This window comes from Gordonia sp. OPL2 (assembly GCF_003797825.1).
Taxonomy (GTDB): Bacteria; Actinomycetota; Actinomycetes; order Mycobacteriales; family Mycobacteriaceae; genus Gordonia.
The window spans coordinates 592029-616565 of record NZ_RKME01000001.1 but is presented as its reverse complement, the minus strand read 5'-3'; the positions used below and the strand labels follow the sequence as shown (position 1 = coordinate 616565).

The 24537-nt window shown below is 68.1% G+C and carries 22 protein-coding genes and 1 riboswitch; of the genes, 13 read left to right on the top strand and 9 right to left on the bottom strand.

Going from position 1 to position 24537, the window contains the following annotated elements:
* Positions 1–13: 13 nt before the first annotated feature.
* From gcvH to gcvP, 6 genes are all read left to right on the top strand, one after another.
* Positions 14–418, top strand: coding sequence for a glycine cleavage system protein GcvH (gene gcvH / locus EEB19_RS02715; RefSeq protein WP_187582896.1), 405 nt, complete (start codon positions 14–16; stop codon positions 416–418).
* Positions 419–749: 331 nt separating this feature from the next.
* Positions 750–1205, top strand: coding sequence for a glycogen accumulation regulator GarA (gene garA, locus EEB19_RS02710; RefSeq protein WP_187582894.1), 456 nt, complete (start codon positions 750–752; stop codon positions 1203–1205).
* Between the two features lie 43 nt (positions 1206–1248).
* A complete protein-coding gene (locus EEB19_RS02705; protein ID WP_187582892.1) occupies positions 1249–1935 on the top strand; it encodes a MerR family transcriptional regulator in 687 nt (228 codons plus the stop codon).
* Between the two features lie 128 nt (positions 1936–2063).
* Positions 2064–2573 (top strand): bifunctional nuclease family protein, encoded by a 510-nt coding sequence (locus EEB19_RS02700; RefSeq protein WP_187582890.1) that lies wholly within the window; start codon positions 2064–2066, stop codon positions 2571–2573.
* 261 nt (positions 2574–2834) lie between these two features.
* Positions 2835–3482: a MerR family transcriptional regulator gene (locus EEB19_RS02695; protein WP_187582888.1), complete on the top strand. Its 648-nt coding sequence runs from the start codon at positions 2835–2837 to the stop codon at positions 3480–3482.
* A gap of 51 nt (positions 3483–3533) precedes the next feature.
* Positions 3534–3635: riboswitch (glycine riboswitch) on the top strand.
* 165 nt (positions 3636–3800) lie between these two features.
* Positions 3801–6680 (top strand): aminomethyl-transferring glycine dehydrogenase, encoded by a 2880-nt coding sequence (gene gcvP / locus EEB19_RS02690; protein ID WP_187582886.1) that lies wholly within the window; start codon positions 3801–3803, stop codon positions 6678–6680.
* Between the two features lie 263 nt (positions 6681–6943).
* On the opposite strand, the gene EEB19_RS02685 is transcribed toward gcvP, so the two are convergent.
* From EEB19_RS02685 to EEB19_RS02645, 9 genes are all read right to left on the bottom strand, one after another.
* Positions 6944–8209 carry a substrate-binding domain-containing protein gene (locus EEB19_RS02685; RefSeq protein ID WP_187582884.1) on the bottom strand — a complete coding sequence of 422 codons (1266 nt, stop codon included), beginning with the start codon at positions 8207–8209 and terminating at the stop codon, positions 6944–6946.
* Between the two features lie 129 nt (positions 8210–8338).
* Positions 8339–10504, bottom strand: coding sequence for a malate synthase G (locus EEB19_RS02680; protein ID WP_187582882.1), 2166 nt, complete (start codon positions 10502–10504; stop codon positions 8339–8341).
* A gap of 116 nt (positions 10505–10620) precedes the next feature.
* Positions 10621–11523 (bottom strand): 3-methyladenine DNA glycosylase, encoded by a 903-nt coding sequence (locus EEB19_RS02675; RefSeq protein WP_187582880.1) that lies wholly within the window; start codon positions 11521–11523, stop codon positions 10621–10623.
* Between the two features lie 4 nt (positions 11524–11527).
* Positions 11528–12607: a hemolysin family protein gene (locus EEB19_RS02670; protein WP_187582878.1), complete on the bottom strand. Its 1080-nt coding sequence runs from the start codon at positions 12605–12607 to the stop codon at positions 11528–11530.
* On the bottom strand, positions 12597–14138 hold the full coding sequence (locus EEB19_RS02665; protein WP_187582876.1) for a hemolysin family protein: 1542 nt from the start codon (positions 14136–14138) through the stop codon (positions 12597–12599). The genes EEB19_RS02670 and EEB19_RS02665 overlap by 11 nt, the downstream gene beginning before the upstream one ends.
* A gap of 3 nt (positions 14139–14141) precedes the next feature.
* Positions 14142–15575 (bottom strand): GuaB1 family IMP dehydrogenase-related protein, encoded by a 1434-nt coding sequence (locus EEB19_RS02660; protein WP_187582873.1) that lies wholly within the window; start codon positions 15573–15575, stop codon positions 14142–14144.
* 19 nt (positions 15576–15594) lie between these two features.
* A complete protein-coding gene (gene gndA, locus EEB19_RS02655) occupies positions 15595–17064 on the bottom strand; it encodes an NADP-dependent phosphogluconate dehydrogenase (RefSeq protein WP_187582871.1) in 1470 nt (489 codons plus the stop codon).
* 53 nt (positions 17065–17117) lie between these two features.
* Positions 17118–18068, bottom strand: coding sequence for a M56 family metallopeptidase (locus tag EEB19_RS02650; RefSeq protein ID WP_187582869.1), 951 nt, complete (start codon positions 18066–18068; stop codon positions 17118–17120).
* 71 nt (positions 18069–18139) lie between these two features.
* A complete protein-coding gene (locus tag EEB19_RS02645; RefSeq protein ID WP_187582867.1) occupies positions 18140–18538 on the bottom strand; it encodes a BlaI/MecI/CopY family transcriptional regulator in 399 nt (132 codons plus the stop codon).
* A gap of 312 nt (positions 18539–18850) precedes the next feature.
* Between EEB19_RS02645 and EEB19_RS02640 the strand changes: the two genes are divergently transcribed.
* The 7 genes from EEB19_RS02640 (at position 18851) to ureG (ending at position 24533) form a co-directional block, all read left to right on the top strand.
* Positions 18851–19309 (top strand): PaaI family thioesterase, encoded by a 459-nt coding sequence (locus EEB19_RS02640; protein ID WP_187582865.1) that lies wholly within the window; start codon positions 18851–18853, stop codon positions 19307–19309.
* Entirely contained in the window at positions 19306–20553 is a 1248-nt protein-coding gene (locus tag EEB19_RS02635; protein ID WP_187582863.1) for an aldolase, read from the top strand. The genes EEB19_RS02640 and EEB19_RS02635 overlap by 4 nt, the downstream gene beginning before the upstream one ends.
* Before the next feature lie 117 nt (positions 20554–20670).
* Positions 20671–20973, top strand: coding sequence for an urease subunit gamma (locus EEB19_RS02630; protein ID WP_187582861.1), 303 nt, complete (start codon positions 20671–20673; stop codon positions 20971–20973).
* Between the two features lie 17 nt (positions 20974–20990).
* Positions 20991–21320, top strand: coding sequence for an urease subunit beta (locus tag EEB19_RS02625; RefSeq protein ID WP_187582859.1), 330 nt, complete (start codon positions 20991–20993; stop codon positions 21318–21320).
* Positions 21320–23041, top strand: a complete 1722-nt coding sequence (locus tag EEB19_RS02620) for an urease subunit alpha (RefSeq protein WP_187582857.1) — start codon at positions 21320–21322, stop codon at positions 23039–23041. Before EEB19_RS02625 ends, EEB19_RS02620 begins: the two co-directional genes overlap by 1 nt.
* A 28-nt stretch (positions 23042–23069) precedes the next feature.
* A complete protein-coding gene (locus EEB19_RS02615) occupies positions 23070–23726 on the top strand; it encodes an urease accessory protein UreF (RefSeq protein ID WP_262365380.1) in 657 nt (218 codons plus the stop codon).
* Between the two features lie 120 nt (positions 23727–23846).
* On the top strand, positions 23847–24533 hold the full coding sequence (gene ureG, locus EEB19_RS02610) for an urease accessory protein UreG (RefSeq protein WP_187582855.1): 687 nt from the start codon (positions 23847–23849) through the stop codon (positions 24531–24533).
* Positions 24534–24537 lie beyond the last annotated feature (4 nt).

Genomic DNA, 24537 nt, shown 5'->3' with positions numbered 1-24537 from the left:
GAAAGGCGCGACAGTGACCGAGACCAATGTGCCCGCAGCCCTGCGCTATACGGCCGAACACGAGTGGGTCCAACGGCTGAGCCCGACAACGGTACGGGTGGGCATCACCGACTTCGCGCAGGACGCACTCGGCGATGTGGTGTTCGTCCAGCTCCCCGCTGCCGATGACGCGGTGGTGACGGGTGAATCGTTCGCCGAGGTCGAGTCGACCAAGAGCGTGTCGGACATCTTCGGTCCGCTCGACGGGACGGTGGCGGAGGTCAACGCAGACCTCGAGTCCACCCCGGAGTTGGTGAACTCCGACCCGTATGGCGCGGGGTGGCTCGTGGTGATCTCGGTCGCCGACGAGACCGCCCTCGACGCCGCCCTCGGGGAGACGCTCGACGCGGCGGGATACCAGGCGGTGATCGACGGCTGATCGACGCCGACCGCCCCGGGAACCGACCGGGGAGTAACAAGCCGACAACACCGACCCGTTACCGGCGGTCGCGGCAGGCGCTCCGACTATGATCGGCGGTGTCCTGGTCGACGCGACCACCCGTGCGGCGGCCATGACACGGTACGGTTGCTCACAGCAGAACTGGTTCGGAATCCGACGATCGTCGGCCGAGCCGGATGTCCGAGGAAGCAGTGTCCGAGGACGACATGGAGTACCGGCATCACCAAGCGCGGTCACGCGGGTCGCGTGTCCGTCGGGGCCGGCAGGAACAGGGCCGCGACCGACGGGCACCGAGACAGACGAAGGAGAAGTGGTGAGCGAAAACGACAAGGATCTTGAGGCACCGGTGGAGACCACCTCGGTTTTCCGGGAGGAGTTCATCTCCGAACTCGATTCCGGTGCGGCCGCCTCGAGTGAACCCGCCGACACCGGGGTGGAGAGGCTTTCGCCCGGCACGGCGTTGCTTGTCGTGAAGCGGGGTCCCAACGCGGGATCGCGCTTCCTGTTGGACCAGCCGACGACATCGGCGGGCCGGCATCCGGACAGCGACATCTTCCTCGACGACGTGACCGTGAGTCGTCGTCACGCCGAATTCCGACTCGGCGACAACGAGTTCCAGGTCGTCGACGTCGGCAGCCTGAACGGCACCTACGTGAACCGTGAACCGGTCGACACCGCCCAACTGAGCAACGGAGACGAAGTCCAGATCGGCAAGTTCCGTCTGGTCTTCCTGAGTGGACCGCGCGACGGCCAAGCGGGCGCCTGACCTCGTGACGGCATCGTCGGCAGGTCAACGCGGCGAGGGGTCGATGTCGATCGGCTCCGTCCTCGCGTTGCTGCGCGAAGATTTTCCGGATGTCACGATCTCGAAGATCCGATTTCTGGAGTCCGAGGGCCTGATCACGCCGGAGCGGGCGCCGTCGGGATACCGGCGGTTCAGCACCAAGGACTGTGAACGTCTGCGCTTCGTGCTCACCGCTCAGCGTGATCGGTATCTGCCGCTGAAGGTCATCAAGGAACAACTCGAGGCCATCGACCGCGGGGAGGGTGGAGCCGGCACCGGCGGCACCCGGCTGTTGTCGTCGGCGCGCGGCACGGTGGCACCGGCCACCGATTTCGGCACACGCGCCGGACGGGTGTCGCGCGAGGCGCTCATGGAGCGGACCGGAGTCGACTCCGCGTTCGTCACCGAGTTGCAGCGCAACGGTCTGCTGACCCCGGGTCCCGCGGGCTTCTTCGACGAGGACGCGGTGCGACTCGTCGAAGCCGCTGCGGCGCTCGCGAACTACGGGCTCGAGACGCGGCACCTGCGGGCGTTCAAGGTGTCCGCCGACCGCGAGGCCGGACTGGTCGCGCAGATCGCCAACCCGATCGCCAAGGGCAAGGGGACCGGTGCCCGGGACCGGGCCGAGGAGCTGGTCCGCGAAATAGCCGCGTTGTCGGTCACGCTGCACACACAATTGGTGAAGGCGGCGGTCCGCGGGGTCCTGGACTGATCGGTCATCGCTCGGCCGCGCGACGGTGCGACGCGGTGTAGCGTCGTTGGCAACGAGAACCGTCGGTGCCGAGCAGGTCAACCGATCGGGCCGAGAGGACATCCGGAGATCAAGGAAGCGGGTGCTAGATGGGCGAGATGCGAGTCGTGGGCATTCGGGTCGAGCCGCCGCAGAGTCAGCCGGTGCTGCTGCTCCGGGAGGTCGACGGTGAGCGCTATCTCCCGATCTGGATCGGTCAGAGCGAAGCGGCGTCGATCGCGCTGCAGCAGAAGGGGATCGAGCCCCCGCGTCCGCTCACTCATGATCTGATCGTGAACCTCATCGCGGAATTCGGACAGACCTTGCGGGAGGTCCGGATAGTCGACATGCAGGAGGGCACGTTCTACGCAGAGATGGTGTTCGGCGACGACCTTCGCGTATCCGCGCGGCCGTCGGATTCCATCGCCGTCGCGATGCGCGCCGGTGTCCCGATCATCGCCGACGAGAGTGTGCTGACCGACGCAGGTCTGCTCATCCCCGAAGAAGAGGGTGAGGAACCGGGCACGTCGTCGCCCACCAAAGAGGACGAGGTCGAGAAGTTCAAGGAGTTCCTCGACAATGTGTCCCCGGACGATTTCAAGGCGAGCGGCGGAGCCTGATCCGGCCGGCGCTCCCGGCGTCCGGTAACGGAACGGCCACCGAGAGGTCACCATTTGCTCGATCTCAAGTTGAGGTTGAGGTTCTACCGCGCGTCGCATTGATCGGTGGTCACCGCCGACCTACCGTCGACACGTCGCCCGATTTCAGCGGGGACGGAGAACGATCGTCCGTCAGGCGCGTACTGTTGAAGCAGTCCTCGAGACGACTGCTCGGGGTTCGGTGTCTGTCGAGTCGATCCAGGCGTTGCGAGGGAGTCTGCAGTGGGCGATCAGCCGTTCGACGACGAGGTGACGTCAGCGACGGACACGGCATCGGATCAAGGCGGCGAGGGCGTGCGTCCACAGACCGCGACCCAGGGCAGTCTCGACGACATCGCACCCGGCTTGTTCCCGAACGACACCGTGCCCGACGACCTGGTCGGCTACCGGGTTCCGAGTGCGTGCCAGATCGCCGGCATCACCTACCGCCAGCTGGACTACTGGGCACGTACCTCACTGGTGGTCCCCTCGATCCGCGGTGCCGCCGGATCCGGCAGTCAGCGGTTGTACTCGTTCAAGGACATCCTCGTCCTCAAGATCGTCAAGCGACTGCTCGACACCGGCATCTCCCTCCAGAACATTCGGGTGGCCGTCGATCATCTGCGTCAGCGCGGTGTGGAGGATCTTGCCCGCATCACGCTCTTCTCCGACGGCACCACCGTCTATGAGTGCACGTCCGCCGAGGAGGTCGTCGACCTCCTGCAAGGTGGGCAGGGCGTCTTCGGTATCGCGGTCAGCGGAGCCATGCGCGAACTGAGCGGGACCATCGCCGACTTCCCGGGCGAACGCGCCGACGGCGGCGTGACCGAGACGGCGCCGGAAGACGAATTGGCCGCACGACGCAAGAGCCGGACCCGCCGCACCGGGTAGTGCAGGCGTCGGACTGCGGAGACCTCTCGTACCCGTATACTGGGTGAACGCCGCTGCGTCGCGGGAGAGCGTCACCGATCGGGTTCGAGGTGGCCGCCGAAGGAGCAACACCTCCTCGTCAAACTCTCAGGCACCCAGGACCGTGATGTTGACGGCGTCTCTGGAAAGTGACCCGGGGTGACCCGGGCCCGCCCACGGTGAAAGGTCTCGACACCCGAGGTGTCGGCGGCCGAATCTCTCAGGCGCCCACGGAGTCCGTTCGCGGACCCGGGCATGACAGAGGGGGAGGGCCGCAGACCGCCGAGAGGTAGACCTGTCATGCCCGTCAGTCCTGTGCCCGGATCCCCTGCGCGCGACGCCTTCGTCGATCGTCACGTCGGCCCCGATGCCGACGAGACCCGCAGAATCCTCGACGTCCTGGGTGTCACCTCATTCGACGACCTGGCTGCACAGGTCGTTCCCGCCGTCATCGCGGATGCACCGGGAGACAACGGACTCCAGGCGTTGCCGGCCGCGATGGACGAACACGCGATCCACGAACGACTCGCCGATCTCGCCGCCCGAAACGTGGTCGCGCGTTCGATGATCGGGCTCGGCTATCACGACACGTACACGCCGCCCGTCATCGTGCGCAACGTCCTCGAGGATCCGGCCTGGTACACCGCGTACACGCCTTACCAGCCCGAGATCAGTCAGGGCCGGCTCGAGGCGCTGCTCAACTTCCAGACCATGGTTGCCGACCTCACGGGCATGGAGGTGTCGGGGGCATCGATGCTCGACGAGGCCACCGCGGCAGCCGAGGCGATGACCCTGATGCGCCGGGCCGGCAAGGCGAGATCGCCGCGACTCGTCGTCGACGCCGATCTGTTCCCGCAGACGCGTGCGGTGCTCGAGACCCGCGCCGAGCCACTCGGCATCGAGATCGTCGAGGCGTCGCTGCACCCCGGCCTCCCCGGATGCGGACTGCCCGACGGCGACTTCTACGGCGTGATCCTGCAGGTGCCGGGCGCCTCCGGGCGCGTGCTCGACGTGTCACCGGTCATCGAGGCCGTCCACGAGCGTGGCGCGCTCGTGTCGGTCGGCGCCGATCTGCTGGCGCTGACCCTGATCACCCCGCCCGGTGAACAGGGTGCCGACGTCTGCTTCGGCACGACCCAGCGATTCGGTGTCCCGATGGGCTACGGCGGGCCGCACGCCGGCTATCTGGCCGTTCATTCCGCACATGCCCGGCAGCTGCCCGGTCGGCTCGTCGGTGTGTCGAAGGACGTCGACGGCAACCTGGCGTACCGTCTCGCGCTGCAGACCCGTGAGCAGCACATCCGCCGCGAGAAGGCCACCAGCAACATCTGCACGGCCCAGGTCCTGCTCGCCGTCGTCGCCGCCATGTACGCGTCGTATCACGGCGCCGATGGTCTGCGGGCGATCGCACGACGCGTCCACGAGTGTGCGGCACATCTCGCGGACTGCCTGACCGCGGCCGGATTCTCGGTCGCGCACTCGTCGTTCTTCGACACCGTCGTCGTCCGCACGCCCGGCCGGGCGGACACCGTGATCGCCCAGGCCAAGCGTGACGGGAACATCAACCTCCGCCGGGTCGACGCCGATGCGGTGGGCATCGCCTGTGACGAGACCACCACCGATGCCGACATCGAGGCCGTGCTGCGCGCGTTCAGTGCCTCAGGTGTGCGCCGCAAGTCGTTCGCGCAGCCGATCGAGAACCGGCAGAGCGAATTCCTGACGCACCCGGCGTTCAACCGGTACCGCACCGAGACCGCCATGCTGCGCTACCTGCGAGCGCTGTCGGACAAGGACATCGCCCTCGATCGCAGCATGATCCCGCTGGGTTCGTGCACGATGAAGCTCAACGCGACCGCCGAGATGGAACCCATCACGTGGCCCGGGTTCGCACGGCTCCATCCGTTCGCGCCGGCGTCGGACACGGTCGGGATTCGCGAGTTGATCGCGACCCTGGAGAACTGGCTGGTCGACATCACCGGATACGACCGGGTCAGCGTGCAACCGAACGCCGGCTCGCAGGGCGAGTTCGCCGGCCTGCTGGCGATCCGGCGCTACCACCTCAGCCGCGGCGACGAGGCACGCGACGTCTGTCTGATCCCGTCCAGCGCCCACGGGACGAACGCGGCGTCGGCGGTCATGGCCGGACTGCGGGTGGTCGTCGTCGGCTGCCGCGAGAACGGTGACGTCGACGTCGACGACCTGCGCGCCAAGATCGAGCAGCATCGGGATGCGCTGGCCGCCATCATGATCACGTATCCGTCCACGCACGGGGTCTTCGAGCACGACATCGAGGACATCTGTGCCGCCGTTCACGACGCCGGCGGACAGGTCTACGTCGACGGAGCGAACCTGAACGCGCTGGTGGGGGTGGCACGCCCAGGGCGCTTCGGCGGGGATGTCAGCCATCTGAACCTGCACAAGACGTTCTGCATCCCGCACGGCGGTGGCGGCCCGGGCGTCGGCCCGGTCGCGGTGCGGGGTCATCTCGCAGAGTTCCTGCCGGGCCATCCGCTCGCCGACGATCTGCCGGGCGAGGGTGCGGTGTCTGCCGCCCCGTACGGTTCGGCATCCATCCTGCCGATCACCTACGCCTACATCGCGATGATGGGCGCCGACGGGCTCCGTCGCGCCACGTTGACCGCGATCGCGTCGGCCAACTACATCGCCCGCCGCCTTGCCGAGCACTTCCCGGTGCTCTACGCGGGTGAACGAGGATTCGTGGCGCATGAGTGCATCCTGGATCTGCGACCGCTGACGAAGGCAACCGGAGTGACCGTCGACGATGTCGCAAAGCGTCTGGCCGACTACGGATTCCACGCGCCGACCATGAGTTTTCCGGTGGCCGGGACGCTCATGGTGGAGCCGACCGAGAGTGAGAACCTCGACGAACTCGATGCGTTCTGCGATGCGATGATCGCGATCCGCGCGGAGATCGACCGGGTCGGCGCGGGAGAGTGGCCGGTCGAGGACAACCCCCTGCGTGGGGCACCGCACACCGCGGAAGCGCTCGTCGGCGACTGGGACCATCCGTACACGCGGGAGGTGGCGGTCTACCCGCTCGGCCTGCCGTCGGCGGGTGGCCGGACCAAGGTGTGGCCCGCAGTGCGGCGTATCGACAATGCGTTCGGCGACCGGAATCTGGTCTGCAGTTGCCCGCCGATCGAGGCATTCAGCAGCTGACGGCCCCGTCGAGCCGGTCTCGGATCCGCGCCGACCGTGTCCAGAATTCTGTCGACCGTGTCCGAGCTCATCGTCGATGGGGTCGCGCACGTCGGCAAGTGTGCCCGTGTCCGCCGGCGCCTCTGGCACGCGACGCGAATCCGGGCACGATCGGCGACGTTCTGGACACGGTCGGCGACATACAGGGCACGGTCAACGCGGTGGGACGACCTGGGGCGGGACAAGTCGGCGCGGGCGGGTATGGGCGGTCGGCTCGATACAGGTCAGCCGCCCGACGCGGGGCTGGTGGCGCCCGTCGCCGGCTGTGACGCGACCGGCGCGGGCGGGCCGCTGTCGGGTCCGAAGACGAGCCGGTTGATGGTCACGGTGGCCGCCGGTTCCGGAGTCGGCATCGGGTCGTCGGTCACCGGGAAGGTGACGGTCGCCGTCGGGTCCGGCATCGGCGCGTCGCCGCGGAAACCGAGTGCGGTGAGGGTGGCCAATTGTGCCGGGTCCGTGACGAACTCGAAGAACTCCGCGATGGCGTCGGTCTGTTCCGGGCTGACCTGTGAGCCCGTCAGCCGGATGATCGGATAGTCGGCGATCGGCGTGGGACCACCGGGGACCACTTCGGCCAGGCGGGCGGTGGTGTCGGTCCGGGTCAGCTGATACAGCGCCTGTTCGGTGATCGCCACCGCGTGGATCGGAGACCTCGCCGCGTCCGCGGCCTCCGCGATCGACCGCGCCGCTCCCACCGGCGTTCCGTCGGGTGACAGTGGGGCGCCCGATTGCATGGCGTCGATGCTCGAGGCGACGCGCGGTGAACTCGCGTCCTGTTCGGTGAGTGTCCCGTTGGTGCGGGTGACCCCCATCGCGACGGCCTGCGCGGACAGTGCGGTCGCGTCGGATTGCGCGCCGGTCGGCATCGCGAGCCGCAGCGATCCCCAGTCGTCGAGGCCGACGGTCGACAGGCTGCCGTTGCGACGTTGCAGGGTCGGCAGTTGCTGCCAGTCGAGCTCGCCGTCGAACGCCTTGGCCAGCGGTGGGGCGGTGGCGAGCACGACCGGGGAGCTGACCAGGGAGGTCGGTTTGCCGTCGACGGCGGCAGGGCGCGCAGTGGTCAGGTCGTCAGCCCAGATCGACGACTGCGGAATCCACGCGGCCGGATACGCGCCCATGGACTGGGTGTCCCAGGTCCCCGACGCGATGCCGTCCAGCGTGATCTTCGCGTCGCCCGGGCGGACCGCGATCGTGACGCAGTGATCACGGACGACCGGCCCGGTCTCGGCGTACTTCTCGGCGATCGTGCCCAAGGCCCCGGCCACATCGGGATCGGCGATCACCGGGACGGTGGTCTTGCCCTCCACGCAGTTGCCCGCAGCCTGATCACCCTGGCGATCGATCCGATCTCCCAGTTGTGCCCAGACCACGACGAGTGCGGAGACCAGGACGACGGCCAGCAACGAGCCGACCAATCCGCGGCTGACCCCGCGTCGACCACTACGCCGACGTGCCCCCGTACGACCGTCGGAACTCCGATGGTGTGCCAACCCCCCTGCCTCCCGCCGCTTCGCGTCGTGCACGCCCCGGCCAGGTGACCGGGGCGACAACCGAGACGATAGCGGAGAACACTGCCGCCGACATCACTGCATCGGTCGCAGGGGGTGGCCGGCGGTCGATCAGGCGTTGGCGGCCTTGTACTCGCGCCGCTTGCGATGCAGGATCGGCTCGGTGTAGCCGCTCGGCTGCTTCGCACCTTCGAGGATAAGCTCCTTGGCCGCCTGGAAGGCGATGTTCGAGCTGAAGTCCGGGGCCATCGGACGGTACGTGGGGTCCCCGGCGTTCTGCCGGTCGACGACAGGCGCCATGCGTTCGAGCGCCGCGGTGATGTCGTCGGCGGTGACGATGCCGTGGTGCAGCCAGTTCGCCAGCAGCTGGCTGGAGATCCGCAGTGTGGCGCGGTCCTCCATCAGGGCGACATCGTGGATATCGGGCACCTTCGAGCATCCGACGCCCTGGTCGATCCAGCGGACGACATATCCGAGGATCGACTGGCAGTTGTTGTCGAGCTCCTGCTGCTTCTCCTCGTCCGACCAGTCCGTCGACGGTGCGAGCGGGATCGTGAGGATGTCGTCGACCGAGGCCGGATCGCGCTTGGCGATCTCGTCCTGGCGCTCGAACACGTCGATGAGGTGGTAGTGCAGCGCATGCAGCGTGGCCGCGGTCGGCGACGGGACCCAGGCGGTGTTGGCGCCGGCCTTGGGGTGGCCGATCTTCTGCTCGAGCATGTCGGCCATCAGGTCGGGCATCGCCCACATGCCCTTACCGATCTGGGCCTTGTGCTGTAGGCCGGCCGCCAGGCCGGTGTCGACATTGAAGTCCTCGTACGCCTTGATCCACGTCTGCTGCTTCATCTCGCCCTTGCGGATCATCGCCCCGGCTTCCATCGAGGTGTGGATCTCGTCGCCGGTGCGATCGAGGAAGCCGGTGTTGATGAACACGACCCGGTTCTCGGCGGCCTTGATGCACGCCTTGAGGTTGACCGTGGTGCGCCGTTCCTCGTCCATGATGCCGACCTTGAGGGTGTTCTCGGGCAGACCGAGGACCTTCTCGACACGACCGAACAACTCGACGGTGAACGCGACCTCGTCGGGACCGTGCATCTTCGGCTTGACGATGTAGATCGATCCGGTGCGCGAGTTCTGCAGTCCCTCAGCGGACATCCCGTGGATGCCGATCAATGACGTGAACAGACCGTCGAGGATGCCCTCGGGGACCTCGTTGCCGTCGGCGTCGAGGACGGCGTCGTTGGTCATCAGGTGACCGACGTTGCGCACGAACAGCAATGAGCGTCCATGCAGGTCGAACGATGTCCCGTCGGGGGCGGTGTAGTCACGGTTGCCGTTGAGGACGCGCGTGAAGGTCTTGTCGCCCTTGGTGACGTCCTCGGAGAGGTCGCCGCGGTTCAGGCCCAGCCAGTTCCGGTAGCCGAGGACCTTGTCGTCGGCGTCCACGGCGGCCACGGAGTCCTCGAAGTCCATGATCGTCGTGATCGCCGATTCCACCACGACGTCCTTGATCCCGGCCGGATCGGTCTGCCCGATGGGGGATGCCGGATCGATCTCGATGTCGAGGTACAGGCCGTTGTGGCGCAACAGGATCGACGACGGTGAGGACGGCTCGCCGCGGTACCCGGCGAACGCCGAGGGATCGGCCAGCGTGGACGTCGAACCGTCGGCGAGAGTGACCTGCACGGCGCCGTCGACCACGGCGAACGCCGTGACGTCGGTGTAGCTGCACTGCTCGAGCGGCACGGCCTTGTCGAGGAAGTCCTTCGCGTAGGCGATGACCTTGTCGCCACGGACCTTGTTGTAGGACGAACCCTTCTCTGCGCCATCGGTTTCCGGAATGACGTCGGTGCCGTAGAGGGCGTCGTAGAGCGAGCCCCAGCGGGCGTTGGAGGCGTTCAGCGCGAACCGTGCGTTGAGGACGGGCACGACCAGCTGCGGGCCGGCGGTCTCGGCGATCTCGCGGTCGACGTTCTGGGTGCCGATCTGGAAGTCGGCGGGCACCTCGGCCAGATAGCCGATCTCGGTCAGGAATGCCTTGTAGGTGTCGAAGTCGGCGTCCTTGTTCGCGCGATGCCAGTCGTCGATCTTCGACTGCAGATCGTCGCGGACGGCGAGCAGTTCGCGATTGCGCGGGGCCAGATCGGTGATCACCGACGCCGCACCCGACCAGAAGCTGTCCTGGTCTACGCCGGTACCGGGCAACGCCTCGTTGTTGATGAAGTCGTACAGGACGGATGCGACCTGCAGCCCGTTGACGGTGATCCGGTCAGACATGACAGCCTTTCTCCAGCGGTGAATCGAGAACGTCGATGAATCGACACAGTCATGCTACTCGCCGGTAATCCCCGGTCGTACGGGTGTCCCGGGCAGGTCCGGGTCTGTCCGACCGGTCAGGTACCGACCCCTGTCGGTCCCGCGGCGTCGAGCAGTTCCTCGCATCGTCGGACGACCTCGTCGCGCAGGGTGGCACCGTCGTCGGCGATGCGGGACTGCTCACGCACGTACCGTGCCCGCCCGGCGGGCGTCTCGATCGCGACGGCCGGATAGCCGAGGTCGCCCAGGTCGTACGGTCCGGCGCGCATGTCGAGTTCGCGGGCCCGCAGCGCCAGCGCGAACGCACGCAGGGTCAGGTCGGAGTCGATCAGCGGCGTGAGCGAGAAGCAGGCGCGATAGAGGTCCATGGTCGCGTGCAGGCATCCGGGTTGCTCGTCGATCAGCTGGTCGTCGCGGGTGAGGACCGTCTCGTTGCGTGGACGGGCGTCCGGCGTGAAGAAGCGAAACGCGTCGAAGTGGGTGCACCGCAGCGACATCGTCTCGACGACGGCGTCGGTGTCGCGTGCCCCCAGCCGTAGCGGCAGATCGTGGCGGGTCTCGTCGGTCCGATAGACCATCGCCCATTCGTGCAGTCCGAAGCAGCCCAGCCGTGCGGGCCGGGAGGCGGTGGCCCGCAGCAACGCGTCGGTGGCACCCAGCGCCCCGATGCGATCGCGGAGATGGGCGGGATCGACGGCCACCCCGTCGTCGGTGCGGTGATAGCCGCGCAACCCGAGGAACTCCTCGGCGTCCTCGAGGACGACACCGGGCCCGGGATGCCACCGCAGGACATGGGCCGGACGCGACGAGTAGTAGGTGAACAGGAAGTCGATGACCGGGTGTTTCACGCCGCGTCGGCGGTCCCGGAGATACGGTCCGATCAGGCCGTCGACACGGTCGCGGTGCCGGTCGCGCCGACCGCGCCATTCGTCGGACCCCAGGCGCGTCCGGATCGTTGTCGGAGACGGTGAAGCGCCCATGACGTCACACCCGATGGGTTTCGTCGCGGACGGTACCGACGAACTCCTCCACGAGGTCGGCCAGGGCGACGACGCCCACGGTGCGTCCGCTGTCGTCGACCACCGCACCCAGGTGGGCACTGATCCGACGCAGTGCGCCGGTGGCCTCGTCCAGCGGCGTCGATGAGGCGATGACCGGCAGGGGCCTGATCTTGTCGATGCCGATGATCGTGTCGGGTCCGACGCGTTCGTCGAGGATCTCGTCGAGGACGTCCTTGAGATGGAGATATCCGGTGAACGTCCCGTCGGGGCCGCGGACCGGGAACCGGGAGAAGCCGGTGTCGCTGACTGCGCGCTCGACGGCACCGAGCGTCGGTCCCACCCCACCGGTGTCGCTGTCGACCTCGACGGAGACGCTGCGCATCTGATCGAGCGGGATCATCACCTCGCTGACGGTGCGGCCGACCGACTGCAGGGCACGGGTCAGGCGTTCGTGCTCCTCGGCATCGATCAGGCCTTCCTGCTTGGACTCGACGATCATCTGGGCCAACTCGCCGGGCGAGACGCTCGAGGCCAACTCGTCTTTCGGGTGCACGCGCATCAGGCGCAACGAGATGTTGGCGAGCCAGTTGTAGAACGCGATGAGCGGACGCACCAGCCGGATGAACATGAGATGTGCAGGTACCAGCAACATCGCCGACGACTCGGGTCCGGCGAGCGCGATGTTCTTCGGGACCATCTCGCCGATCAGGATGTGCAGCACAACCACGAGTGCCAACGCGATCGCGAACGAGATCGGGTGCAACAGCCCCTCGGGGACGTGCGCGAGGTGCAGGGGCTCCTCGATCAGATGCGCGACGGCGGGCTCGCCGACGCGACCGAGCAGGATCGAGCAGATCGTGATGCCGAGCTGGGCGCCGGCGAGCATCAGAGACAGCCGTTCCCCGGCGCGGATCACCGTGCGGGCCCGCTTCTTCCCGGACTCCTCGAGGGCCTCGAGCCGATCGCGCCGTGCCGAGATCAAGGAGAACTCGGCACCCACGAAGAACGCGTTGCCCGCGAGGAGGACGAGGGTGAGAACGACCCCCCAGATGTCACCTCCCATCGTCGTCACCCCCTGTGCGGGTCGGGTCCGACTGCGTGCCGACTGTCCCGGTGCGGTCCGTCCCCGTGCTGCGCGTCTCCGTGCTGTCTGCCGCCGCGCCGACGGCGTGCGCGCCGACTGCGTCGGTGCCATCTGCTGCGGCCGCGTCGTCCGCGGGTCGCGGTTCCGTGGCCGGCCTCAGCGAGACCACGTCGATGCGCCGACCGTCCATCTGGGTGACGGTCGCGCGCCACTGCGTGTCGCTGCCGGGCGGCAGGTCGTCGTCCTCGTCGTCGCCGTCGAGTGACGCCGTCCGGTTCGGGAGATCGACGGTGTCGCCGACCTCGGGAATGCGACCCAGGCAGTACATGATCAGTCCGCCGAGGGTGTCGTAGGAGCCCTCGGGGGCGCGGTAGCCGGTGGCCGAGGTGACCTCGTCGATGCGCAGCAGCCCCGAGCACAGGTAACCGTCGCCGTCCTCGGCGATGTCGGCACGCTCCTGATCGTGTTCGTCGGTGACGTCGCCGAGGATCTCCTCGATCAGATCCTCGGTGGTGACGATGCCCGCGGTGCCGCCGTACTCGTCGATGACCACGCACAGTTCCATGCCGTCGGCCCGGATCTGCTCCATCAACGAGTCGCCGTCGAGGCTCGCCGGGACTCGGGGGACCGGTCGGGCGATCGACTCGACAGTGGTGCCGGCTGCGCGCTCGGGAGCGACGGTGAACGCCTGCTTGATGTGCACCACGCCGACCAGGTCGTCGAGATCGCCGTCGATCACGACGGGGAATCGGGAATGTCCGGTCCGCGATGACGCCATCACCAGATCACGGATGGTGTCCTCACGGTCGAGGCATTCGACGGTGACCCGTGGGGTCATCAGGTCTTCTGCGGTGAGCTCCCCGAACTTGAGCGACCGATCCACGAGCGCTGCGGTGTTCTCGTCGATCGAGCCCTGTCGCGCCGAGTTCCGGACCAGCGACACCAGTTCCTGTGGGGAGCGGGCAGAGCGGAGTTCCTCGGCGGGTTCGATGCCGAGCCTCCGCACGAGCCAGTTGGCCGACCCGTTCAGGCCGTTGATGGCCCAGCGGAAGGCCGCCGAGAAGATCGTCATCGGCCCTGCGGTCGCACGGGCGACCGCGAGCGGTTTCGCGATGGCGAGATTCTTGGGGATCAGCTCGCCGAGCACCATCGACAGCGAGGTGGCGATGATCAGGGCGAGTGCCAGCGAGGTGCCCGACGCGACCGACTCGCTCAGCCCGAGGCCGCCGAGGGCGGGGTCGAGGATGCGGGCCAGGACCGGTTCGGCGATGTAGCCGGTGATCAGCGTCGTGATGGTGATGCCGAGTTGTGCACCCGACAGCTGGAAGGACAGGGTCGCGTGCGCGCGCTGGACCAGCCGGGATCGACGGTCGTCGCGAGTCTCGACGTCGTCGGAGATCGTCGAACGCTCCAGCGCGGTGAGCGAGAACTCCGCCGCGACGAACAGTGCCGTGCCCAGCGTGAGTGCGACGAACCCGACGAGACTGGCGACGAGGATGAGGGTCTGCACCCGTCACCACCCGCCGGGCAGCGGCCGTCCCTCGGCGAAGCCGGCCGCCGACTGCACGCCCAGCACGACCTTGTCGTGCAGTTCACGCAGAGTTCTCGCACCGGTGTAGGTGGCCGTGCTGCGCACGCCCGAACAGATGTGGTCGATGAGGTCCTCGACGCTGGGCCGCTCGGGATCGAGTCGGATCCGCGAACTCGAGATCCCCTCCTCGAACAACGACTTCCGCGCTCGGTCGTAGGCGCCGTCGTTGGCCGACCGCGCGGCGACGGCCCGCTTGGATGCCATCCCGAAACTGACTTTGTACCGGCCACCCGCGTCCTCGTGCAGGTCGCCGGGGGACTCGTAGGTTCCGGCGAACCAGGAGCCGATCATCACGTTGGACGCGCCGGCGGCGATCGCCAGTGCGACGTCGCGGGGATGCCGGACGCCACCGTCGGCCCATACGTGGGCGCCGCGTTCGCGCGCCACCGCTGCGCAGTCGGCGACGGCGGAGAACTGCGGCCTGCCCACCCCGGTCATCATGCGGGTGGTGCACATCGCGCCGGGGCCGACGCCGACCTTGATGATGGACGCGCCCGCGTCGAGCAGGTCCGTGGTGCCCTGCGCGGACACGACGTTGCCCGCCGCGATGGGTACGCCGGGGTCCGAGGCGGCGACGGCCTCGAGCGCGGAGAGCATCTTCTCCTGATGGCCGTGTGCGGTGTCGATGACGAGCAGGTCGGCGCCGGCCTCGGCGAGTGCCCTCGCCTTGCCGACCACGTCGCCGTTGATGCCGACGGCCGCCGCGATCCGCAGTCGACCCTGCGCGTCGACGTTCGGCTCATAGATCCCGTGGCGCAGTGCGCCGACGCGTGACAGCACGCCCACCAGGCGCCCGTCGTCGTCGACGAGGACGGCGAGACCGAGGTGGAGATCGCCGAGAGACTCGAACACCTCACGCGGCGGTGTGGCGGCGTGCACCGTGACGACATCGCGGTCGACGACATCCCGGACACGGGCGAACCGGTCGACGTCGTGGCACCGCTTCTCGGTGACGATTCCGATCGGGCGCCCGTCCTCGACGACGACGGCGGCACCGTGCGCCCGTTTCGGGATGAGCGCGAGGGCATCGGACACCGAATCCTCGGCGGTCAGCGTCACGGGTGTGTCCGCGACGAGGTGCCGGGACTTGACGTGATCGATCGAGCCCGCGACCGCCGGTATCGGCAGATCCTGCGGAAGGACGACCAGACCGCCCCTGCGGGCGACCGTCTCGGCCATCCGTTTGCCGGCCACGGCCGTCATGTTCGCGACCACGATGGGGATGGTGGTGCCGCTCCCGTCGACGGTCGACATGTCGACGTCGAAGCGGGAGACGACATCCGACCGGTTCGGAACGATGAACAGGTCGTCGTAGGTCAGATCGTGGGTGGGCCGGTGGCCCTCGACGAATCTCACAGTGGTCTGTCGACCCCTCTCACTCCGTCACTTCGGATCGGTCACCGCTCCACAGGGTGTGGAAGGTGCCGGGCTTGTCGATGCGCTGGTAGGTGTGCGCGCCGAAGAAGTCGCGCAGGCCCTGCGTCAGTGCGGCGGGCAGGCGTTCGGACCGCAGGGCGTCGTAGTACGACAGCGACGACGCGAAGGCCGGGACCGGGATACCCATCAGGGTGGCGGTCGACACGACCCGTCGCCAGCTGTCGACGGCGTCCTCGACCGCGCTGCGGAAGTACGGGGCCAGCAGCAGGCTCGGCAGCTCCGGGTTCTCCGCGTAGGCGTCACGGATGCGGTTGAGGAACTTCGCACGGATGATGCAGCCGCCGCGCCAGATGGTGGCGAGGTCGCCGGGCTTGACGTTCCAGTCGTATTCGGCACTGCCCGCGGCGATCTGGTCGAATCCCTGGGCGTAGGCGACGACCTTCGACGCGTACAGCGCCTTGTTGATGTCGTCGATGAAGGTCTTCGCGTCGGTCGGTGCCGCGGCGAGTGACCCCGACTCGAGGCCCTGGGCCTGCTTGCGCTGGTCGGTCGCGCTCGACAGCGCGCGTGCGAACACCGCCTCGGCGATACCGGTGGTCGGAATGCCCAGGTCGAGTGCGGATTTCACGGTCCAGCGTCCCGTGCCCTTCTGTCCCGCGGCGTCGACGATGACGTCGACGAGCGGCTTACCGGTCTCGGCGTCGACCTGGGAGAGCACCTCGGCGGTGATCTCGACGAGGTAGCTGTCGAGATCACCGGAGTTCCAGTCGCGGAAGACGTCGGCGATGTCGGCGACGGGCATGTCGAGGGCCTTGCGCATCAGGTCGTAGGCCTCGCCGATGAGTTGCATGTCGGCGTACTCGATGCCGTTGTGGACCATCTTCACGAAGTGTCCGCTGCCGTCGGGACCGATGTGGGTGCAGCACGGCTCGCCGTCGACATGGGCCGAGATCGACTCGAGCAGCGGGCCCAGGGATTCGTAGGACTCCACGGGTCCGCCCGGCATGATCGAGGGCCCGTTGAGTGCACCCTCCTCGCCGCCGGAGATGCCGGCGCCGACGAAGTTGAGTCCGCGCTCGGACATCGCGGCCTCGCGGCGGATGGTGTCGGTGTAGAGCGAGTTGCCGCCGTCGATAATGATGTCGCCCTGCTCCATCAGACCGGCCAGTTCCTCGATGACCGCATCGGTCGGGTCGCCGGCCTTGACCATGATCAGGACCCGCCGCGGGCGTTCGAGGGCGGCGACGAATTCTTCCATCGTCTCGGTGCGGATGAACGATCCCTCCGAGCCGTGGTCGGCGATCAGCGCGTCGGTCTTGGCGATACTGCGGTTGTGCAGCGCGACCGTGTAACCGTGATGGGCGAAGTTCCGGGCGATGTTGGAACCCATGACGGCCAGGCCGGTCACACCGATCTGGGCCTTCGTCGAGTCGGGGGAGTCAGAACCGGACACGGGGGAAGTGGTCATGGCACAAGCCTATTGCCTCGGCGACCGGGCCACGAGCGGGAGGGTGGGCAGAGTCACGCCGCCGAGATCAGTCGGCTGAGCTCGGTCAGCCACGGGATCGCGACCGCGGTCGTAGGTACGACGAGGATGGCCGCTGCGCCGGTGTAGGCGAGAACCGCGATCAGCCTGGTGGGCCGTTCGTCGCGGAGCCGGTGCACGCGGGCGAGGGTGGTCGGACCTCCCACGGCCATCGCGCCTCGGGGTGCGACGGCGTCGGCGCATGCTACGAGGGCCCGTCCGAGTGTCGTCGGTGCGGTTGCGCGCACGGCCTGGTCGTCGGCGAGTGCCTCGACGAGCAGCTCGACCGCGCCCAGCGCCGAACTGCTCCGGACGAATCGCGGGAACGCCTCGTGGAAGGCGATGAACGCCTCGAGGACCAGGTCATGCCGAGCACGCAGGTGTGCACGTTCGTGGGCGAGGACAGCGGTCAACTCGTCCCGCGACAATCGGGCCACGACACCCTCGCTGACGACCACCCGCTGCCGGAGACCGGGAAGGCAATAGGCGAGCGGCTGCTCGACGTCGATCATGCGCACATCGCTCGCGAAGAGCGGGTGCGTGGCGTCGCTGCGGTCGCATCGATCGAGGATGTCGATCAGCTGACGATGCGCGTAGCGCCGGGCGCGGGTGCGGACACCGACGCGGATCACGGTGTACATGAGTCGTGCGCCGACGAGGAGGGTGAGCGCGAACACGCCGACGAGCACCAGCCACACGGGGAGTCCGAGCCGTTCGATCTCGTGCAGCGGGTTGGTGGTGGGGGTGCCGTCCGCTCCGGGCGCGAGCAGGTTCGCGGCGATGGCGAGGCCGCAGCTGAACGCGGAGAGAACTCCGGCGAGGGCGATCGCCTGCCACAGCGTCATTGCTGCCCGTGGTGCTTTGATCGGCCAGGATGCGCGGGACAAGGCCTCTGCGGCAGGACCGACCAGTACCAGGGTCAGGATGCCGAAGAAGAGCGCGGTCATCGAAACTGTCCTTGCGGTGGGCTGTGTGTGGGCGCTGGGGTGAAGACGCGGGGAGTCGTGTGGGGGAGAATCTATCCTGTCTCGCCCGTTCCCCGGGCGGCTTCGAGTTCATCGAGCGCGTGGCGCAGTGCGGCGGCCTCGTCGGCGCCGACCCGTCCGACGAAGGACACGAGCGCGGCGTGCCGCGACCCGGGCGCATCCGCCTCGCTGAGCGCGTCGACCATGAGGCTGGCGACGAGGTCTTCGCGCGGATGCGTCGGCACGTACTTGTGCGCGCGGTCGTCGCGGATCTGGGTGACGAGGTTCTTCTTCGCCAGGCGCTGCAGCACGGTCATCACGGTCGTGTACGCCAGCGACCGGTCGCGCGAGAGGTTCTCGTGGACCTGCCGCACCGTCTGGGGCGTAGGACTCGCCCACAACGTGTCCATCACAGCGCGTTCGAGGTCGCCCAGCCCGTTCATTCTTCGCATTTTACTTCCGCTTCTCCTGCTCGCACATCTCGACTGCACTTCGTGTTCCCGGCCTGTTCACGTCGTCTTTTCTCGACCCCCTTGACAACGTTGGTAAGGCTACCCTACATTGAGAGTCACGTCGGACCGAGCGAGAGTCCTGAGGGCTGCAGAGACCCCCGGTCCACGCCGCGATAGGCCCCATGCTGCTAACGCAGCGTGGGGCCTATCGGTTCCTCGGGGAGGGTTCGTGGGCAGACCGCGCCGACTCCCGCCGATCATGCAGAGGCCCTTGTCGCGCCCCGACGGAAGAGCCGTGACAATCTCGTGGGTATGACCGTTGAGAACGAACAGTTGATCAAGGAGACCTTCGGCCGGGGCTTCGACAACACACTCGGGCTGCGCCTGCTCGAGGTCGCCGAGGACGGCGTGGTCGCCACCCTGGAACTGTCCGCGACACACCATCAGCCGTTCGGCATCGTGCACGGCGGCGTCTACTGCGCGATCGCCGAGAGCACCGCGAGCATCAGTGCGTTCACCTGGCTCCAGGCGACGGGGATCGGCGGCACCGCGGTCGGCGTCAACAACAACACCGACTTCATCAAGTCGGTCAGCACGGGGACGATCACGGTCACGACCTCACCGGTGCACCGCGGTCGCAGGCAGCAGCTCTGGCGGGTGGCCATCACCGACGCCGACGACCGTCTGATCGCCACCTCGCAGGTGCGGCTGCAGAACATCGAGCTACCCGAGGGCGCCGCGTTGCCGACCATCCCGTCATCGGGCGCATGACCGTCCGCACGATCTCCGACGACGAGCGGTCCCGCCTCGAGGAACTGCTCGCCCCGGTCGATGCGGATCTGTCCGTCTGGTTCCCGGGCGATCGTGCCGCAGGCCAGCCCGTGCACACCGCCTATGTGAGTGCCGCCGACGTCGCGGTCGACACCCCGGCCGTCTGGGGCGACAACGCGCTCGCCGTCGCCGATGGGGCCGCCGACGTCGTGGCGCACCTGGCGGGCGGGGATGCGGCCGTCGTCGACCTCGTGCGAGCCCGACTGCGTGACAACCCGATCGACGATCTACGCATCGACCTCGAGGACGGCTACGGCTGGCGCGACGATGCCGTGGAGGACGGGCATGCGCGCCGCGCCGGTGAGGTGCTGGCCGCCTGGACCGCGCGGCGACCGCACGCCCCGCGGGGTGCCGGCGTGCGGGCCAAAGGTCTCGGCGAGCGCGAGCGCGCCCGAGGTCTGCGGACCCTGGAGCTGGTGCTCGATGCGGCCGGGGGCGTGCCGGACGGCTTCGTGTTCACGGTGCCCAAGCTGCGCGACGTCCGACAGGTCGATGCGGTCAACCACCTGTGTGCGGCGTTCGAACGTGCACACGGTCTCGACGAGGGGACCCTGCGGTACGAGTTGCAGGTCGAGATCCCGCAAGCGGTGCTGGGCCCGGACGGACGTGCGACCGTCGCCGAGGCGATCCACCGCGGCAGTCCCCGTCTGTCCGGATTGCATTACGGAACATACGATTACAGCGCCGCATGCGGAATCGTCTCGGCGCAGCAGTCGCTGGCCCACCCGGTGGCCGACCACGCCAAGGCGATCATGCAGGCCGCGGCGGCGCAGACCGGTGTGTGGGTGAGCGACGGTTCGACGCAGGTCGTCCCGGTCGGCTCCGCCGATCAGATCTCCTCGGCCCTCCGGCGACACCATGCGCTGGTGACCCGCTCGCTGGAGCGGGGAATCTATCAGGGCTGGGACATGCACCCGGGACATCTGGTCACCCGGTGGACGGCGGTGATCGGGTTCTTCCGGTCTGCCATGCCGACCGCGGCGCAGCGCCTTCAGTCCTACTTCGACCGACGCAGCGGTGACGTCGTCGACGAGCCTGCGACCGCGATGTCCCTCGCCCTGGTGCTCGAACGCGGACTCGCCGCGGGCGCCTTCACCACCCAGGAGGTCGTCGGAGTCGCACCTCTGTGCACTCCCGACCGACTCTCCGAGCTGCGTGCGGCGGCCGGGGGTCTGCGCGCTTGACGCGCCGCGCCGACGGTGGCGTGGCAGTATGTCCCTACGACAGCGCCGGGTCAGGGTGCGCGTCGTCCCGGATGGATCCCGGCGTGAACCGGATCCGTGTCGCTAGGAGAGTATCTGGTGCGTCTGTCGCCGCATGAGCAGGAGCGGCTGCTCATTTCCTATGCCGCCGGGCTGGCTCGACGTCGGCAGGGTCGCGGTCTGAGGCTCAACCATCCCGAGGCCGTTGCAGTCATCACCGACCACGTGCTCGAAGGGGCCCGGGACGGACGATCGGTCGCCGAGCTGATGTCTTCGGGGCGTGAGGTTCTCGGCCGCGACGAGGTCATGGACGGTGTGCCGGAGATGCTGCACGACGTGCAGGTCGAGGCCACCTTCCCCGACGGGACCAAACTGGTCACCGTGCACAATCCGATCGATTAGCCGACGGAGGCCCACCGATGTCGAGAACGCAGCCGCCGGTCGTGCCCGGCGAGATCATCCCCGCCGCGGGAACCATCGAGCTCAACGACGGCGCAGACGTGATCACGCTCGTCGTGGTCAACGCCGGTGACCGGCCGGTCCAGGTGGGCAGTCACGTTCATTTCCCGCAGTCCAACGCCGCGTTGGACTTCGACAGGTCGGCCGCGCGTGGACGCCGTCTCGACATCCCGGCGGGAACCGCCGTCCGGTTCGAGCCGGGCATCGAGATGACCGTCTCGCTGGTGCCGTTGGGTGGAACGCGGGAGGTCCACGGGATCTCTCTCGACGCACCGGGACGGCTCGACTGATGGCGACGCTGGGACGCGACAGATACGCGCAACTGTTCGGGCCGACGGTCGGTGACCGGATCCGGTTGGCGGACACCGATCTGCTGATCGAGGTCACCGAGGATCGCTGTGGTGGACCGGGACTGGCCGGCGACGAGGCGGTGTTCGGCGGCGGCAAGGTGATCCGGGAATCGATGGGGCAGAGTCGGGCGACCCGGGCGGACGGGGCGCCGGACACCGTGATCACCGGTGTGGTCATCCTCGATCACTGGGGGATCATCAAGGCGGACATAGGTATCGGTGACGGTCGGATCACCGCCATGGGCAAGGCGGGCAACCCGGACACCATGGACGGGGTGCATCCCGACCTGGTGATCGGGCCGTCGACCGAGATCATCGCGGGCAACGGAAAGATCCTCACCGCGGGCGGGATCGACTGCCACGTCCACTTCATCTGTCCACAGATCATGGACGAAGCCCTCGGGAACGGCATCACCACCCTCATCGGCGGCGGAACCGGACCGGCCGAGGGCAGCAAGGCGACGACCGTGACCCCGGGCGCCTGGCACCTGCGCTCGATTCTGGCGGCCACCGACCACTGGCCGATGAACATCGCCCTGCTGGGCAAGGGGAACACCGTCTCGGCCCAGGCGATGCATGAGCAGATCCTCGCGGGCGCTTCAGGATTCAAACTGCATGAGGACTGGGGGAGCACACCCGCAGCGATCGACGCGTGCCTGCGCGTCGCCGACGAGACCGGTGTGCAGGTGGCGCTGCACTCCGACACCCTCAACGAGGCCGGGTTCGTCGAACAGACGATCGGGGCCATCGCGGGCCGGAGTATCCACGCGTACCACACCGAGGGCGCCGGCGGCGGCCACGCACCCGACATCATGACCGTCGCCTCGCATCCCAACGTGCTGCCGAGTTCGACCAACCCGACCAGGCCGCACACGGTCAACACCCTCGACGAGCATCTCGACATGCTCATGGTCTGTCACCATCTGAATCCGACCGTGCCCGAGGACCTGGCGTTCGCGGAGAGCCGCATCCGCCCCTCGACGATCGCCGCCGAGGACCTGCTCCACGATCTGGGTGCGATCTCGATGATCGGTTCGGACGCACAGGCGATGGGCCGCATCGGTGAGGTGGTGCTGCGGACGTGGCAGACGGCGCACGTGCTCAAGGTCAAACGTGGAGCGCTGCCGGGCGACGGTGCCGCCGACAACACGCGCGCACGCCGGTACATCGCGAAGTACACGATCTGCCCGGCGATCGCGCACGGCTTCGATCACGAGATCGGATCGATCGAGACCGGCAAACTCGCCGACCTCGTCCTGTGGGATCCGGCGTTCTTCGGGGTCCGGCCGGATCTGGTGATCAAGGGCGGTGCCATCGCGTGGGCTGCGATGGGCGATGCGAACGCCAGCATTCCCACGCCGCAGCCTGTGCTGCCGCGCCCGATGTTCGGCGCCGCCCCGAAGACCGCGGCAGCGACGTCGATCAGCTTCGTCGCGCAGGGCGGACTCGACGCAGGCCTCGAGGAGACGCTCGGACTCGATCGTCGTCTCGTCGCGGTGCGCAACACCCGCGGGATCGGCAAGGCCGACATGATCAACAACTCCGCCACCCCGGAGATCACCGTCGAACCCGACACCTTCACCGTGCGGGTCGATGGTGAGGTCTGGGACAGCGAGCCCGTCTCCGAACTACCGATGGCGCAACGGTACTTCCTCTTCTGAGGACGCCACGCCGACACCGGAGACCCACATGGATTCCCCCACCGATTCCCGATCGCAGCTCGCGATGATGCTGACACTGGCCGACTCGCGTCTGCCGGTCGGCGGACACGTCCACTCCGGAGGAGTCGAGCAGGCGGTGGCCGACCGCGTCATCGTGGACGCCGACTCCCTGTCGGTCTTCCTCCGGCGCCGGGTGCTCACCACGGGCCTCGTCGCTGCCTCGATCGCCGCGGCCGTCGCCGACGGCACCCTGGATGTGCCTGCCGCGCAGTATGAGACCGACGCACGCACACCGTCGGCGGCAGCGCGCCGGGCGTCGGTGGCGCAGGGGAGGGGCATGGTGCGCCTCGCACGACGACTATGGCCGGAGGAGGTCTGGGACGACCACGTCCCCCGGACGCACCAACCGGTGATCACGGGCGCCGTGGGTCGGGTCTGCCGGTTGTCCGGCTTCCACACCGCACTCATCCTCGCGTACACGACGATGAGCGGCGCGGCGACTGCGGGCCAGCGGCTCCTGGCCCTCGACCCGGCCGACGTCGCAGTGGTCATCGCCGATCTGGGCGCCGAGTGCGAACGGGTCGCCGCCGCTGCCGCGGTGGAACTCGCCGACCTGTCGGATCCCGCGTTCGACGTGTTCGCCGAGCGACACGAACGACGAGAGATGCCCCTGTTCATGTCCTGACCGACCACGTGCCGTCCATGGCTGCCCCGTGACACCTGTTGTCCGGCCGGTGAACCCGAGACACACGCCCACACCCACCCAGCGCGGACACACTGTCGCCCACCCGAGAGGACTCATCGCATGCCCCCGCACCTGATCGACGGACAACCCCACGGCCACGACCACGGTCGCCCGCGCCGACGACGCGAGCCGGGTGAGGCCCTGCGCATCGGTATCGGCGGGCCCGTCGGTTCCGGCAAGACCGCACTCGTCGCCGCCTTGTGCCGACAACTGCGTGACGAACTGTCGGTGGCCGTGTTGACGAACGACATCTACACCACCGAGGACGCCGACTTCCTCCGTCGGCATGCCGTCCTGCCCGACGAGCGCATCACCGCGGTGCAGACCGGAGGATGCCCGCACACCGCGATCCGTGACGACATCACCGCGAACCTCGACGCGATCGACGACCTGGTGGCCGGGAACCCGCCGCTGGATCTCATCCTCGTCGAATCCGGCGGGGACAACCTCACGGCGACGTTCTCGACAGGTCTCATCGACGTGCAGATCTTCGTGATCGACGTCGCCGGCGGAGACAAGGTCCCGCGCAAGGGCGGTCCGGGCGTGACCTATTCGGACCTGTTGGTGATCAACAAGACGGACCTGGCCGAGCAGGTCCATGCTGACCTCGAGATCATGCGGACCGATGCCGAGCGTGTCCGCGAGGGCCGCCCGACGGCGATGATCTCCCTCAACGACGATTCGACCGCGACCGACGTGCTCGCCTGGGTGCGTCGACAGCTGGCCGAGGTCGCGGTCGCCGGCTGAGGAC